12 protein-coding genes and 1 tRNA gene are annotated in these 15,034 nt (G+C 71.6%); 5 read left to right on the plus strand and 8 right to left on the minus strand.

What is annotated here, in order from left to right; all coding sequences use genetic code 11:
* Positions 1-174: 174 nt before the first annotated feature.
* Entirely contained in the window at positions 175-972 is a 798-nt protein-coding gene (locus ENC19_RS23975) for an alpha/beta fold hydrolase (protein WP_164449318.1), read from the minus strand.
* Between the two features lie 144 nt (positions 973-1,116).
* Between ENC19_RS23975 and ENC19_RS23980 the strand changes: the two genes are divergently transcribed.
* Positions 1,117-1,977, plus strand: a complete 861-nt coding sequence (locus ENC19_RS23980) for a hypothetical protein (protein ID WP_164449319.1) — start codon at positions 1,117-1,119, stop codon at positions 1,975-1,977.
* 6 nt (positions 1,978-1,983) lie between these two features.
* Here ENC19_RS23980 and ENC19_RS23985 read toward each other — a convergent pair.
* The 5 genes from ENC19_RS23985 to ENC19_RS24005 form a co-directional block, all read right to left on the minus strand.
* Positions 1,984-2,058 (minus strand) — tRNA-Val (locus ENC19_RS23985).
* A gap of 87 nt (positions 2,059-2,145) precedes the next feature.
* Complete coding sequence (locus ENC19_RS23990) at positions 2,146-2,610, minus strand: peroxiredoxin (protein ID WP_164449320.1); 465 nt, start codon at positions 2,608-2,610, stop codon at positions 2,146-2,148.
* A gap of 53 nt (positions 2,611-2,663) precedes the next feature.
* On the minus strand, positions 2,664-3,101 hold the full coding sequence (locus tag ENC19_RS23995; protein WP_164449321.1) for a DUF3052 domain-containing protein: 438 nt from the start codon (positions 3,099-3,101) through the stop codon (positions 2,664-2,666).
* 109 nt (positions 3,102-3,210) lie between these two features.
* Positions 3,211-6,015, minus strand: coding sequence for a thiamine pyrophosphate-dependent enzyme (locus ENC19_RS24000; RefSeq protein ID WP_164449370.1), 2,805 nt, complete (start codon positions 6,013-6,015; stop codon positions 3,211-3,213).
* A gap of 37 nt (positions 6,016-6,052) precedes the next feature.
* A complete protein-coding gene (locus ENC19_RS24005; protein ID WP_164449322.1) occupies positions 6,053-6,544 on the minus strand; it encodes a MarR family winged helix-turn-helix transcriptional regulator in 492 nt (163 codons plus the stop codon).
* A 192-nt stretch (positions 6,545-6,736) separates the two neighbouring features.
* On the opposite strand from ENC19_RS24005, the gene ENC19_RS24010 reads away from it, so the two are divergent.
* Entirely contained in the window at positions 6,737-8,395 is a 1,659-nt protein-coding gene (locus tag ENC19_RS24010; RefSeq protein ID WP_164449323.1) for an alkaline phosphatase D family protein, read from the plus strand.
* Between the two features lie 135 nt (positions 8,396-8,530).
* Here the strand turns inward: ENC19_RS24010 and ENC19_RS24015 are convergent, their stop codons facing one another.
* Positions 8,531-8,935: a YjbQ family protein gene (locus tag ENC19_RS24015; RefSeq protein ID WP_164449324.1), complete on the minus strand. Its 405-nt coding sequence runs from the start codon at positions 8,933-8,935 to the stop codon at positions 8,531-8,533.
* Positions 8,936-9,109: 174 nt separating this feature from the next.
* Between ENC19_RS24015 and aceE the strand changes: the two genes are divergently transcribed.
* From aceE to ENC19_RS24030, 3 genes are all read left to right on the plus strand, one after another.
* Entirely contained in the window at positions 9,110-11,854 is a 2,745-nt protein-coding gene (aceE, locus tag ENC19_RS24020; RefSeq protein WP_164449325.1) for a pyruvate dehydrogenase (acetyl-transferring), homodimeric type, read from the plus strand.
* A 305-nt stretch (positions 11,855-12,159) separates the two neighbouring features.
* Positions 12,160-13,449, plus strand: a complete 1,290-nt coding sequence (locus ENC19_RS24025; protein ID WP_164449326.1) for a choice-of-anchor B family protein — start codon at positions 12,160-12,162, stop codon at positions 13,447-13,449.
* The gene (locus tag ENC19_RS24030) at positions 13,446-14,372 is read left to right on the plus strand and encodes a hypothetical protein (RefSeq protein ID WP_164449327.1); all 927 of its coding nucleotides are present in this window, start codon (positions 13,446-13,448) and stop codon (positions 14,370-14,372) included. Before ENC19_RS24025 ends, ENC19_RS24030 begins: the two co-directional genes overlap by 4 nt.
* A gap of 95 nt (positions 14,373-14,467) precedes the next feature.
* Here ENC19_RS24030 and ENC19_RS24035 read toward each other — a convergent pair whose 3' ends face one another.
* Entirely contained in the window at positions 14,468-14,914 is a 447-nt protein-coding gene (locus ENC19_RS24035) for an SRPBCC family protein (protein WP_093401307.1), read from the minus strand.
* Positions 14,915-15,034: the final 120 nt, after the last annotated feature.

Below are 15,034 nucleotides of genomic sequence, written 5' to 3' on the forward strand. Positions count from 1 at the left end.
CGTCGAGGCAGCAGTATCGCCGATACTGCTGCCTCCGACCCGACGGCGAACCAGCAACATCCCCGAAACTGCTGCCTCCGACCGACGACGACTCCGCAACATCCCCGATGTTGTTGCCTCCCGCCCCCGGCGGCCCAGCAACAGCCACAGTTTGGGGACGGTGGGGTGGGGGTGTCAGGTGGGCGGGGTGGAGACGTGGGTGAGGAAGGGGAGGACCGCCGTGGGCAGGGCGGGTGAGTCGACGACGTCGTAGTGGGTGAGTCCAGGCAGGACGGCCAGCCGGGCGGCCGGTCGGTCGGTGCCGTCCCACCCGGCGTCCCGATGCCCGCCGCCGAGCAGGCCGAAGAACTCCACCATGTGTGCCGGGCGGACCGAGTCGGCGTCGGCGAAGACAAGCATCGTCGGGGTGGTGATCGAGGCGACCTCCGAGGACCAGTCGTAGTCACGGCGCAGCAGCTCGCCGGTCCTGGTCCAGAGCAGTGGCCAGTCCTGGGGCCGGGGCGCCACGCGACGGTAGAGCTGCTCGGGCGGGGTGCCACGCATCCGCTCGGCGGCCGCCTCGTCGGGCTCGGGCATGCCGGCGAGCACCTCGGGAAACCAGCCCTGCCGCCGACACGGCGCGGAGACCACCACCAGACGACGGAGCAACTGCCGGTGCTGCACCGCCATCCGCAGCGCGACCCCACCGCCGAGGGAGAAGCCGAGCACCTCGGCCTCGGCCAGGCCGAGGTGCACGATCAGCGCCGCCACCTCGTCGGCCATCGACTCGTACCGCAGGGGGCGTCCGGTGTCCGGGGTGCGGCCATGACCGGGCAGATCGACGCTGACCACCAGGCGACGTCGCGCCAGCGCCGGCCGGATCGCGGCGAAGGTCTCCACCGCGCCGAACCCGCCGTGCAGCAGCACCAGCGGTCGACCGGTGCCGTGCGTCTCGTACCAGAATCGGACGCCGTCGAGCCGCGCGTAGCCCATCTGCCTCCTTCCACGTCCGGGTCGGGACCGACCACGCCGCACCGAATCCCGTCCGAGCGGACCAGTGCCGAGTGGGTCGACGCCGATACGATCGGTGGGTCTCGATACTCTCGGTAGGTGCCCACCCGGACGAGGTGAGCTGCGGTGGCCGTCGTCGTCGACCTGCTCAACGTCACGATCATCCTGCACGGGCTGCTGAAGGTGACCGCGATCACGAACGCGATCCGCTGGATCAGCGAACGAGGCCGGGACTACCGGCTCGCGTACGACCGGATGCCGCCCGCCGACGACGCGGCCAAGCTTCGCCTGCTGGACGAGTGCGGCGGCACGTTCTTCCCGTTCGGCGCCAAAGATCACCGGATCCGGCGACGGTACCTGCGGTGGCAGCGACGATCCCGGCGGTGGCGGGCGGCGGCCGTCGCGCTGCGGCTCTGGGCCACGGTCTGCTTCACCGCGCCCGGGCTGGTCGCGTTGACCGTCCTCAGCACGGCCGGGCCCGCCTTCTTCCTCCCCCGGCCGCCGGGCGCCCGCTGGCTCACTCTCGGCGCCGCACTCGTCGCCGCCGCCATCGTCATCGCGATGTTCTTCGAGGCGCTGACCTGGTATCTGACCGTACGCGGCTACGCCCGCCGGTTCCTCACCACAGGTTTCCACCGGACCCGGGTCGACTCGACCGGGGAGAACCTCGCGGAGTTGCGGATCTACATCTACCTCGCCGCGTCGATGGTGCTGGCCAACTCCATGCTCTGCCTGACGGCAGCGGTCTCCTTCGGCTCCTACCGGTACCTCGACGGCAGCGCGGTCGGCTACGGTCCCAGCGCCGTCGCCGCGGCCTGCCTGCACACCGCGTCGAGCATGTCCTTCCTGGGCGAGTCACCCTTCACCACGCACAATTCGGTGGGCAGCCTGATCGGCGTGCTCGACCTCGGGTCGGGCGTGATGCTGATCCTGTTCGGGCTGACGCTACTGCCCGCCATCCTCAACCTGAGCGGACGAACCGAGTAGAGGGTGTGGTGGGCGCGGCAGGTTTCGAACCTGCGACCCCTCGCTTGTAAGGCGAGTGCTCTCCCACTGAGCTACGCGCCCGGGACGCCGTACGGCGGGCCGGCGGTTGGCAAGCTTACCCTGCCACCCGCCGGCCCGGACGGATGCCTCGCACCCCGACGCGTCGGGTCAGGCCACGGCCTCCGCCAGGGCCTTGCGCCAGCTCTGCTGATCGCGGGATTCCCCAGGCGGGTTCATCTCGGCGAAGCGGACCACGCCGGCCCGGTCGATGACGAAGGTGCCGCGGTTGGCGATGCCGGCGACGTCGTTGAAGACGCCGTACGCCTGGGCGACCGCGCCGTGTGGCCAGAAGTCCGACAGCAGCGGGAATTCGTAGCCCTCCCGCTCCGCCCAGATCTTGTGGGCGTACACCGAGTCGACGCTGACGGTCAGCACCTGGACCTCGTCGTTGACGTACTCGTCGAGGTTGTCCCGCACCTCGGTCAGCTCACCCTGGCACACGCCGGTGAACGCCAGCGGGTAGAAGACCAGCAGGACGGTGCGTCGGCCGCGGAAGTCGGAGAGCCGGACCTGCTGGTTGTTCTGGTCCTTCAACACGAAGTCGGGCGCCTCGACGCCAACCTCGATGGGCATGCGAACTCCTCGGGTGGGTTCGGGACGGCCTCGGTCGCTCGCCGTGGGTCGGGTTACTTCTTGCCCTTGGCGCCGCGACGCAGCACGAGTCGGGCACCGCTCCAGTCCTTGCCGGCGTTGACCGTGGAGGTCTGCTGGAGGCCGGCGGTGGGTGCGGACTCGGCGATCTCGCTCGGCTCGACGTGGCCCTCGCGGCCGGCCTTGGGCGTCAGCAGCCACACGACCCCGTTGTCGGCCAGCGGGCCGAGGGCGTCGACGAGCAACTCGAAGAGATCACCGTCGCCGTCCCGGTACCAGACCAGCACCGCGTCGACGACCTCGTCGGTGTCCTCGTCGACCAGATCTCCACAACGGTCGGTCAGGGCGTCCCGGAGATCGGAGTCGACGTCGTCGTCGTAGCCCATCTCCATGACGACCATCCCCGGCTCGATGCCGAACCGGTCCGCCAGGCTGCGTACCCCGTCAGCAGCCTGACCAGCGGTCGCGCTCACTGTCGCGTGCCTCCTCATCTCGTCCGAGCCGGCGTCTGCTCGACGCCGTCAGGCAAAGTCCACACAGTTGTGCCCTCCTGCGCAAGTGGCGCACCGGGTGGAACGAAATTTACCGTGCCAGCAGCGTACGGGCACCCTGGGTGATGGCCTCCTCGGACACCAGGACCTGTCGGGCGGCCGGACCCAGGGGCACAAAAGAGTCAACCGCCGCCACCCGGCGTGCCGCACCGACATATCCGGCATCCACCAACGCGGCGATCACTCCCTCGCCCACCCCACCGGACCGGCGGGTCTCGTCCACCACCAGCACCCGACCGGTCGCGGTGGCCTCCCGGATGAGGTCGGCCACCGGCAGCGGCGCGAGCCAGCGCAGATCCACGACCCGGGTGCCGATGCCCTCGTCGGCCAGCACCGAGGCAGCCCGCAGCGCCATCCGTACGCCGTTGCCGAAGGTGACGATGGTGACGTCCTCGGCGGAACCGACGCCGTACACCCGGGCCCGCCCCACCGGGACGTGGCCGCCGGCCCAGGCGCCCGGCTCGGCGTAGGGGGCGAGCCACTCGCCGTCACCGTCGGTGTAGAGATCGCGGGTGTGGTAGAGCGCGATCGGCTCCACGAACACGCAGACGCTGCCGTCCACCGCCGCGCTGGCCAGGCAGGTCCGCAGCATCGCCGCCGCGTCGTCCGGCCGGGCCGGCACGGCGATCACCAGGCCCGGCACGTCCCGCAGTACGGCCACCGAGTTGTCGTTGTGGAAGTGCCCGCCGAAGCCCTCCTGGTACGCCAGCCCGGCCACCCGCACCACCATCGGGTTGCGCCACGCCCCCTGCGAGAAGAACCGCATGGTCGCCGCCTCGCCCCGCAGCTGGTCCTCGGCGCTGTGCAGATACGCCAGGTACTGGATCTCCGGCACCGGCAGCATCCCGGCCAGGCCCGCGCCGAGGCCGAGGCCGAGGATGGAGGTCTCGTCGAGCAGCGTGTCGAACACCCGGGCGGCGCCGAACCGGTCACGCAAGCCCTTCGTCACCCCGTAGACCCCGCCCTTGGCGGCGACGTCCTCGCCGAAGACCGCCATCTGCGGATGACTGAGCAGCCCGTCGGTGAGCGCCGCGTTGATGCTCTGCGCGAGGGTGAGCGGCCCGGCAAGTTCCGGCGGCTTGCCGCCGAACGCCTCGACCCGAGCCCCGGCGTCCGGGCCGGCGGCGCGGGCACCCGCGTCCTTGACCGCCAGGGCGACCCGGACCGGGCGGCGCGGTGCCAGTGGGGCGATCACCTCCGCGGCGTCGGCCAGCTTCGGTTCGTCGAGCACCTCCTCGGCGATCCGGCGGACCTGCCAGCCGATCTCGTCGTAGCGGTCCAGCAGTTCCGGCCCGCTGGCCAGTCCGGCGTCGACCAGCCGCCGCGCGGTGGCGACCACCGGGTCCCGGGCCACGTCGGCGACGATCTCCGCGGCGGGGCGGTACGCGCTCTCGGCGTCCGCGCCGGCGTGGCCCATCAGCCGGACCGTGGTCAGGTGCAGCACGGCCGGGCGTCGGTGCCGGCGCACCCAGGCCGCCGCCTCGACCGCCGCCTCGTAGGTGCCGACCAGGTCGGCACCGTCGGCGGCGAAGTATCGGATGCCGGGTTTGGACCGCAGGGCCGTCGCCACCCAACCCTGCGGCGACCGGACGCTGATGCCCAGCCCGTTGTCCTCGCAGACGAAGAGCACCGGGATGCGCAGGCCGGTGTGGTCGTACCAGCCGGCGGTGTTGAACGCGGCCGTGGCGCTGGCGTGGTTGATCGAGGCGTCCCCGAACGAACAGACCACGATGGCGTCGGCCGCCCAGGGCGTCGGTCCGGGCTCCGCGCCGGTTCGGTTCGCTTCCCCTCGGGCGTCGAGCCGGCGCAGTCGCTCGACAGCGAGACCCATCCCGACCGCACGGGGCAGGTGCGAGGCGATGGTAGAGGTCGTCGGGACCACCGCGAGGTCGGCCCGGCCGAACACCTTGTGCCGGCCTCCGGCGATCGGTTCCCGGCTGGAGGCCACCATGCCGCGCAGCACGTCCCGGGCCGCCTCGGCGTACGCCGGGCGCACCGGCCGCTTGACCACCGCCATCCGGACGCCGCCGGGTCCGACGCCGTCGCCCGGCCCGGAGACCGGCACGGTCAGGGTGGCCGACCTGGAGTCGGTCAGTGGCACGGCTGCCGGTCGGTCTCCGGCCGCGGCTGCCTTGCCCGGGTCACCGGCGGGGGCGTCGGCGGCGTCCGTCCGGTCGATCGCCGCCGCGTCGGGCTCACCGTCGGGCGCGCCCGCACCGCTCGGCGAGTCGGTTTCCGCCGGGACCGGACCGCTCGCCGACTCGTCCGGCGCGCCGCCGACCTGTCGTTCGCCGGTTTCCGCCAGGTCCGGCGCGGCGGGCTGCCGGCCGGAGGAGTCGACCTCGACGGGCTGTCCGCTCTCCGCCACCTCCGTGGTCGGACCGTCCCCGGCGATCTCCACGGTCTCGGCCGGCGACCGGGCGGGCGGCACGAGCGGTGGGGCGGGCACGACCGGCGCGGGAGGCACAGCCGGTGTGGGCGGCGCGGACGGGTCGGCCTGGGCGGCACGGACGCAGTAGAAGGCGCCGGAGCGGTAGTGCAGCAGCGCCGGATCCGTGGGCCGCAGGGCCGCCGCCACCGCGGCGTTGCCCTCGTGACCGGCGGAGCCGATGGTGTAGTAGCCCTCGCCGAAGCTGCGCAGCCAACGGGCGGCCAGGTCGAGTTGCCGGCTGGTGACCTGGGCGTCGAAGAGGTCCAGCAGTTGGGTACCGGTCAGCGCGCTGCCCTCGGCCACCGGACGTGCCGGGTCGCCACGGTGTGGCGGTGCGGCGAGGGCGGCCAGGCTCTCCCGGAACCGGTCGTCGAGATCCTGCGGGGTGGTCACGTCCGACAGCATTACCGACGGGGGCACGCATCGCACAGTCGAGTGCGTTTCACGCCCGCCCGGTCGGGCCGCAGTCCTCGGGGCAGCCGCCGTCGGAGACCTTCCACACCAGCTCACGCAGCGCGGCGAGTTCCTCGTTGTCGAGCGGGGTCAGCAGCCGGGAGTCGGAGAGCACGAGATGGACCCGCTCGCGCATCCGCCGGCCGGCGTCGGTCACCACGAGCGTCTTCTGCCGCCGGTCGGTCGGGTCGGCCCGGCGCTCGACCAGCCCGGCCTGCTCCAGCTTGTCGACCAGGGCGGTGACGTTGGACCGGTCGCAGCGCAGCTGCTCGGCCAGGTCGCGGGCGGGCAGTGGACGGTCCGGGTCGAGTTGGTACAGGGCGCGGGCCACGGCCGGGGTCAGACCCAGCGCGGCGATGTCGAGATCCTGGTGGTGCCGCAGGGCGGCGGCGACGTGCATGATCCGGCGTACCGCGTCACCGGCCAGCCCGGCCCGGTCGACCGGTTCCCGGCCGACCGGGGCGATGATCGGCCGTGACATGGTCACATCCTAGGTCGGCGTACCCCCGCCGACCTCGTCCGATCGGTGTCGGGCGCCGAGAGCTCCGTCGGATCTGCCGCGCTCGGCCCTTGTTCGGGCAATAGCGGCGGGAAAGGGCTCTTCCTTTCACCCCCGATTCATCGACGGCAGCAAGTCTCCCCGTGGACCACGTACCGACCTGGGGAGGCAATCGTGTCGTTGTCCCGACGTACCATCCTGCTCTCCGGCCTGGCGGCGAGTGCCGCCGGAGTCGCCGGTGGCGCGCTGCCCGCGGGCGCGGCGCCCGTTCCGTCCCGACCGGCCGGGCAAGCCCTGGCCTACCCGTTCACGCTCGGTGTCGCCTCCGGCGACCCGGACCACGAGGGCTTCGTGCTCTGGACCCGGCTGGCGCCGCAGCCGCTGGCCGAGGACGGTCTCGGCGGCATGCCCGACCGCATGGTGCCGGTCTTCTGGGAACTCGCCGCCGACGAGCGGTTCCGGCATGTCGTGCGGCGGGGAGTCGTCGACGCGCACGCGGCGAGCGCGCACAGCGTGCACGTCGAACTCACCGGTCTGCTCCCCGGCCGGGAGTACTTCTACCGGTTCCGGGTGCAGCGGCACCTGTCGCCGGTCGGGCGGACCCGCACCGCACCCGCACCGTGGAGCCTGCCCGCGACGCTCGCCATGGCCTTCGCCTCCTGTTCGCAGTACGAGCACGGGTACTTCACCGCGTACCGGCGGCTGGCCGAGACCGAACCGGAGCTCGTCCTGCACCTGGGCGACTACCAGTACGAGTACGCCCGGGACACCTACAACGCACCCGGTGGGAATCCGCGCGACCACGAGGGTCCGGAGACCCGCACGCTCGCCAACTACCGGCAGCGGCACGCCCAGTACAAGACCGACCCGGATCTTCAGGCGGCGCACGCCGTCGCGCCGTGGGCGGTGGTCTTCGACGACCACGAGGTGGAGAACAACTGGGCCGACGACGTGCCGGAGGCACCCGACCCGGAATTTCCGGCCCGGCGGGCGGCCGCCTTCCGCGCGTACTACGAGAACATGCCGCTGCGCCGCACCTCGCTACCGCGCGGTGTCGACATGCAGCTCTACCGGCGGCTGCGCTGGGGCCGGCTGGCCACCTTCCACCTGCTCGACACCCGGCAGTACCGCGACGACCAGGCCTGCGGTGACGGTTACCAGTCGTGCCCGGAGGCGGCCGAGCCGAGCCGTTCCATCCTCGGCGGGCGGCAGGAGGCGTGGCTGCTGGACGGGTTCCGCCGCTCCTCGGCCCGCTGGGACCTCCTCGCCCAGCAGGTCTTCTTCGCCCAACGGGACCGCGACTCCGGACCACTCACGGTGACCAGCATGGACGCCTGGGACGGTTACCTCGCCTCGCGGGACCGGATCACGCGGGGCTGGCTGGCGGCCGGGGTACGCAACCCGGTCGTGCTCACCGGCGACGTGCACGCGCACTGGGCCAGCGACCTGAAGCTCGACTACGCCGATCCGACCTCACGCACCGTCGGCAGCGAGTTGGTGTGCTCCTCGATCACCTCGGGTGGCGACGGGGCGGACTCGGCGACCGGCACGCACCCGTGGCTGGCCTGGAATCCGCACCTGCGCTTCCACAACAACCTGCGGGGTTACGTCCGGACCACGCTCACCAGGGAACAGCTCACCGCCGACTTCGACGTGCTGCCGTTCGTGAGCAGCCCGGGTGCCCCGGCCCGTACCCGCGCCCGGTTCGTCATCGAGGACCGGGTCCCGGGGCTGCACCTGACCCGGGACGACCCGCCGGCCGCCGCGCGGGCCGCCGGTGCGGACGTCGACGCCGGGCAACGCACCGTGGAGAGCGAGACCCGTCGGCCCTGACCGGTGCGCCCGGCAGGGTTCGCGGGGCCGCCCGTGACCGCGCCGTCTCCATCGGGGCGACGCGGTCACGGGCGGCGGCGGGACGGGGGCGGGCGAGCCGGCTGGGTGACGGGTGGGCCGGAGGGCGGACGGGGGTCAGCCGGACAGGAAGGAGAAGCGGACCTGCCGGGTGAGGTTGTCACCGTTGGTGTCGACCAGGCAGATCGACTGCCAGGTGCCGAGGGCCAGCCGCCCACCGAGCACGGGCAGCGTCGCGTACGGGGCGACGAAGGCGGGCAGCACGTGATCACGACCGTGTCCCGGTGAGCCGTGCCGGTGTCGCCACCGCTCGTCGGTCGGCAGCACGGCGTCCAGTGCGGTGAGCAGGTCGTCGTCCGAGCCTGCCCCGGTCTCGATGATGGCCACGCCGGCGGTGGCGTGCGGCACGAAGACGTGCAGCAGCCCGTCGCCGCAGCCGGCGAGGAACTGCTCGGCCTCGGCGGTGATGTCCCGGACGGTCGGCCGGGAACCGGTCCGGACGGTGATCAGCTCGCTGCGCACACCCGCATTCTTCCGCACCGGGCATCGGCCCGCCGCACCGCCGTGGAACGGCAAAGTTACTGATTGGTACCTGTGTCGAGCGTCGCCCTTAAGCCGGGTGGACGTGACGGCGAGTGCCACGACGGGGCAGGATGGCGCTAGAGACCTATCCCACACACAACCGAGGGAACGCCTGTGGCTACGGAACGCAAGCGCCCGGTGATCACGGCCGGCCTGCCGAGCCAGCTTCCGGACATCGACCCCGAAGAAACCAGCGAGTGGGTCGAGTCGCTCGACGGTGTCATTGGCGACCGTGGCACCAAGCGAGCCCGCTACGTCATGCTGCGGCTGCTCGAGCGCGCCCGGGAACGTCAGGTCGGCGTGCCGTCGCTGACCACCACCGACTACATCAACACCATTCCGCCGGAGCGTGAACCGTGGTTCCCCGGCGACGAGCACGTCGAGCGCCGGATCCGGGCGTACGTGCGGTGGAACGCCGCGATGCTGGTGCACCGCGCGCAGCGGCCGGAGATCGGCGTCGGTGGTCACATCTCGACCTACGCCAGTTCGGCCTCGCTCTACGAGGTCGGCTTCAACCACTTCTTCCGGGGCAAGGACCACCCGGGTGGCGGCGACCACCTCTTCTACCAGGGGCACGCCTCCCCCGGCATGTACGCGCGCGCGTACCTGGAGGGCCGGCTCAGCGAGAACCAGCTCGACGGCTTCCGGCAGGAGCTGTCCCACCCCGGCGGCGGCCTGCCCTCGTACCCGCACCCCCGGCTGATGCCGGACTTCTGGGAGTTCCCCACGGTCTCCATGGGTCTGGGCGGTCTGAACGCCATCTACCAGGCCCGGTTCAACCGGTACCTGCACCACCGGGGCATCAAGGACACCTCCGACCAGCACGTCTGGGCCTTCCTCGGCGACGGCGAGATGGACGAGCCGGAGACCCTGGGCGCGATCGGTGTGGCCGCCCGCGAGGAGCTGGACAACCTCACCTTCGTCATCAACTGCAACCTGCAGCGGCTGGACGGGCCGGTACGCGGCAACGGCAAGGTCATGCAGGAGCTGGAGGCGTTCTTCCGGGGCGCCGGCTGGAACGTCATCAAGGTGGTCTGGGGGCGGGAGTGGGATCCGCTGCTCGCCGCCGACACCGACGGCGCGCTGGTCAACCTGATGAACACCACGCCCGACGGTGACTACCAGACCTACAAGGCGGAGTCCGGCGCGTACGTGCGGGAGCACTTCTTCGGCCGTGACCCGCGTACCCGCAAGATGGTCGAGGGGCTGACCGACGACGAGATCTGGAATCTCAAGCGGGGCGGGCACGACTACCGCAAGCTGTACGCGGCCTACAAGGCGGCCACCGAGCACACCGGCCAGCCGACCGTGATCCTGGCCAAGACGATCAAGGGCTGGACGCTCGGCTCGCACTTCGAGGGCCGCAACGCCACGCACCAGATGAAGAAGCTGACGCTGGAGGACCTGAAGACCTTCCGCGACCGGCTCTACCTCGACATCCCGGACTCGGCGCTGGAGGAGAACCCCTACCTGCCGCCGTACCTGCGGCCGGACGAGAAGTCCGACGAGATGCAGTACCTGCACGAGCGGCGCAAGCAGCTCGGCGGTTACCTGCCGACCCGGCGGACCAGCGCCAAGACGCTCGCCATCCCCGGCGCCGAGCGCTTCGCCGACGTCAAGCGCGGTTCGGGCAAGCAGAAGGTGGCCACCACGATGGCCTTCGTCCGGCTGCTCAAGGACCTGATGAAGGACAAGGAGTTCGGCCGGCGCTGGGTGCCGATCATCCCTGACGAGGCGCGCACCTTCGGCCTGGACTCCATCTTCCCGACCGCCAAGATCTACTCGCCGCACGGCCAGCGGTACACCTCGGTGGACCGGGAGCTGTTCCTGTCGTACAAGGAGTCGACCGCCGGGCAGATCCTGCACGAGGGGATCAACGAGGCGGGTTCGGTCGCCTCGTTCACCGCGGCCGGCACGTCGTACGCCACCCACGACGAGCCAATGATCCCGATGTACATCTTCTACTCGATGTTCGGGTTCCAGCGCACCGGCGACGGCTTCTGGGCTGCCGCGGACCAGATGACCCGGGGCTTCGTGCTCGGCGCCACCGCCGGACGCACCACGCTCAACGGTGAGGGCCTCCAGCACGAGGACGGGCACTCCCTGCTGCTGGCCGCCACCAACCCGGCGGTGGTCGCGTACGATCCGGCGTTCGCGTTCGAGATCGCGCACATCATGGAGAGCGGCCTGCACCGGATGTACGGCGAGGAGCAGGAGAACGTCTTCTACTACCTCACCGTCTACAACGAGCCGATCCACCAGCCGGCGGAACCCGACGGTGTGGACGTCGAGGGCATCGTCAAGGGCATCCACCGCTACTCCCCCGCCCCGTCGCTGGACGGAGACGCCCCCCGGGCGAACCTGCTGGCCTCCGGCACCGGCATGCAGTGGGCGCTCAAGGCGCAGCAGTTGCTGGCGCAGGACTGGGGGGTGGCCGCCGACGTCTGGTCGGTGACCTCCTGGACGGAGCTGCGCCGGGACGCGGTGGAGTGCGAGGAGTACAACCTCCTGCACCCGGGCGCCGAGCAGCGGGTGCCGTACATCCAGCGCAAGTTGGCCGACGCCGACGGGCCGAAGGTCGCGGTCAGCGACTGGATGCGCGCGGTACCGGACCTGATCTCCCGGTGGGTGCCGGGTGACTGGACCTCGCTGGGTACCGACGGTTTCGGGTTGTCCGACACCCGACACGCGCTGCGGCGGCATTTCCACGTCGACGCCGAGTCGGTCGCGGTCGCGACGCTGCGGCAGCTCGCGCTGCGCGGGGCGGTGCCGGCCCACGTGCCGGCCGAGGCGGCCAAGAAGTACGCCATCGACGACGTCACCGCCGCCCCGGTCGGCGAGACCGGCGGCGACAGCTGAACCAGGGGAGAGGTCTTCCTGGAGGGCCCGGCGCGGTGTCACACCGCGCCGGGCCCTTCCGCGTGTGACGGCGGAGCACGGCGCGGTGGGCCCGGCGCCGCGATCGCCGCGGCGGTCCGCAGATATGACCCATCCGGTATCGATGGACATCTGTTTCATGTAACACAGCGCATCCACAATTGCCGATAGGTGTTTCAGTGGTACCCGGGGACACCAGGCCGGCCGGTGGAGCCACCCCCGTCGCGCCCGTCCACCGCCGGCCGGGACGTCACCGCCGCCTCGGCGCGCGACGGGAGGGAGCGTTCATGCGAATCGTCCGGATCGGTCTCGCCCTGGCCGTCGGCGCCCTGGTGGTGTCGATGCTCCCGGCGAGCTCGCCGTCGGTGGCACACGACCCGGCCACCCCGGCCGGACGCGCGTCGGCCCAGGAGTTCATGGCCCAGCGCGAACCGACTCAGCAACTCGTCGCGGCCGCCGCCGCGACCTGCACCAACGGCCAGGCGTCGGGCTACCCCTGCCGCAACGTGGACCTGCTGTCGTTCATGCCGCTGTCCAGCATCGGCGGCAGCCAGGCCAACGACATCTGGGGCTGGACGGACCCGCAGACCGGCAAGGAGTACGCGCTCGTCGGCCGGCGCAACGGCACCTCGTTCGTGGACGTGTCCAACCCGACCGCTCCGGTCTACCTGGGCAACCTGCCCGCGTACCAGAACCGCACCGCGATCTGGCGGGACATCAAGGTCTACCGGGACCACGCGTACGTGGTGGCGGACGTCTCCGGGCACGGCATGCAGGTGTTCGACCTGACCCGGCTCCGCGGCGTCACCGCGCCGCAGACCTGGACGGCCAACGTGCACTACAGCCGGTTCGGCAACTCGCACAACATCGCCATCAACGAGCAGACCGGGTACGCCTACGCGGTCGGCACCAACACGTGCAGCGGCGGCCTGCACATGATCGACATCCGCACCCCGAAGTCGCCGGTGTACGCCGGCTGTGTCAGCAACGACGGCTACACCCACGACACCCAGTGCGTGGTCTACCGGGGTCCGGACACCACCTACACCGGGCGGGAGATCTGCGTCAGCTCGAACGAGGACACGGTGACCGTGGTCGACGTGACCACCAAGTCGGCTCCCCGGCAGCTGTCCCGCATCGGCTACAGCGGGCGGGCGTACACCCACCAGGGCTGGTTCACCGACAACCAGCGGTACTTCCTGCTGGACGACGAGTTGGACGAGACCCGGCGCGGGGTGCGGACGCAGACCTACATCTGGGATCTGGCCGACCTCGACGCGCCTCGGCACATCGGCACCTACAGCGCCCCGTCCGGGGTGCAGGCCACCGACCACAACCAGTACGTCAAGGGCAGCTACAGCTACCAGGCCAACTACCGGGCCGGGTTGCGCATCCTGGACCTGCGTAACGTGGCCAGCGGTCAGGCCACCGAGGCCGGGTACTTCGACATCTACCCGTCGAGCAACAGCGCCTCGATGAACGGGGCGTGGAGCACCTATCCGTACTACCCGAGCGGCATCGTGGTGGTCAGCGGCATCGAGCAGGGGCTGTTCGTCCTCCAGCCCCGCTTGTCATGACCACCACCGACCATCGGCCGGCAACGGCCGCCGGCCAGGTCGAGGGGGCGTCCCACCCGGGGCGCCCCCGCCCCGACCTGTCGCCGGCGGGCGGCCCGGTGTGGCGGTACGTCGCCGCCGCGCTGGTGCTCAGCCTGACCCTGGCCGTCGGATTCTTCGCCGGTCGCGCCGGTGCGCCGGCCTCCGGCCCGGTGCCGCAGGCGGCGTCCACCGCGCACCTCGGCCACGGCCCGGGCGGGCTGGAGGTGTCCCGCGACGGCTGGACGCTGGCCCTGGACACGCCGAGCCTGGCCGTCGGCCGGCCGGGCGAACTGGCCTTCCGGATCACCGACGCGTCCGGCGCGGCGCTCACCACGTTCCAGGAGAACCACGAGCGCCGGATGCACCTGATCCTGGTCGGTCGGGACCTCTCCGGCTACCAGCACGTGCATCCGGAGATGTCGGCCGACGGCACCTGGCGGGTCACGGTCACGCCGGCCAGGCCCGGCCCGCTCCGGGCCATCGCGGACTTCTGGCCGCAGGGTGCGCCCGCGGGCGTCACGCTCGGCGTCGACGTGCCGGTCCCCGGGCGGTACGCCGCCGGCCCGCTGGCACCACCGGAGGAGACGATCCTGGTGGACGGCTACACGGTCACCCTCGACGGTGGGTTGCGGGCGGGCGAGTCCAACCAGGTGCTCGTCTGGCTCGGCCACGGCGGGCGGCCGGTCGACGACCTGCAACGCCACCTGGGCGCGTACGGGCACCTGGTGGCGCTGCGCCAGGGCGACCTGGCGTACCTGCACGTGCACCCGGCAGCGGCCAGCCAGCCCAGTTCGGTGGTGGCGTTCGGTGTCACCGTGCCGTCGGCCGGCACCTACCGGCTGTTCTTCGAGTTCCGGCACCTCGACGAGGTCCGCGTCGCCGCGTTCACCGTGATCGTGTGAGGTGACAGGGCTGCGACGAGCGGTGGCGGCCCGGGTGCCTCTGGAGGGGGGCACCGGGGCCGCCACCTTCGCGGGTGACGCCGGGACGCGGCCCGTCAGCCGACGGCGGCCAGGTCGGTCAGCCGGGCCAGCGAGTCCTCCAGGTCGGCGCCGACCCGACGCAGGCCGAGCCGGAGCAGGGCGGCCTTGACCGGGCCGGCCGGCCAGCGCACGACGATGAGCCGGACGACCGTGCCACCCTCCTGTTCGTCGGGTGTGAGCTGGACGTATATCTCGGTGCGCGCCTCCGCTCGGGCACCGGCGCCCTTGGCGCGTTCGCGCCAGCCGATCAGGGTCGGCTCCTGATAGGCGATCACTTCAGCCTCATGCGCGGCTCCGCGTCCGGCCTGGACCAGCTGCCGCCGACCGAAGCCCTCCCCCGAGAGGACCTCGGCCGCACGGACCCCGGCCAGCCAGGCCGGCAACTGCTCGGCCCGCTGCACCACGTCCCAGACCGCTTCCACCGGCGCCGCCACGTGCGCGCTGCGTTCCACGAGGATCATTTCCGTCTTCCTCCAGTGAGGACATCCCACGATATTCGGCACTCTATGCGCAAAAACGGACGTATATGGACGGGTTCGTAAAAGACACGCCGAAAGGTATTGCCCCTGGCCGCTCGGGAG

Source organism: Verrucosispora sioxanthis (genome assembly GCF_010560025.1).
GTDB lineage: Bacteria > Actinomycetota > Actinomycetes > Mycobacteriales > Micromonosporaceae > Micromonospora > Micromonospora palythoicola.

Excerpts from the sequence above, each read along its gene's own strand:
- ENC19_RS23975 (WP_164449318.1), bottom strand. The coding sequence starts at position 972 with ATGGGCTACGCGCGGCTCGACGGCGTCCGATTCTGGTACGAGACGCAC.
- ENC19_RS23990 (WP_164449320.1), bottom strand. The coding sequence starts at position 2,610 with ATGCCCATCGAGGTTGGCGTCGAGGCGCCCGACTTCGTGTTGAAGGAC.
- ENC19_RS24000 (WP_164449370.1), bottom strand. The coding sequence starts at position 6,015 with ATGCTGTCGGACGTGACCACCCCGCAGGATCTCGACGACCGGTTCCGG.
- ENC19_RS24005 (WP_164449322.1), bottom strand. The coding sequence starts at position 6,544 with ATGTCACGGCCGATCATCGCCCCGGTCGGCCGGGAACCGGTCGACCGG.
- ENC19_RS24025 (WP_164449326.1), top strand. The coding sequence starts at position 12,160 with ATGCGAATCGTCCGGATCGGTCTCGCCCTGGCCGTCGGCGCCCTGGTG.
- ENC19_RS24030 (WP_164449327.1), top strand. The coding sequence starts at position 13,446 with ATGACCACCACCGACCATCGGCCGGCAACGGCCGCCGGCCAGGTCGAG.
- ENC19_RS24035 (WP_093401307.1), bottom strand. The coding sequence starts at position 14,914 with ATGATCCTCGTGGAACGCAGCGCGCACGTGGCGGCGCCGGTGGAAGCG.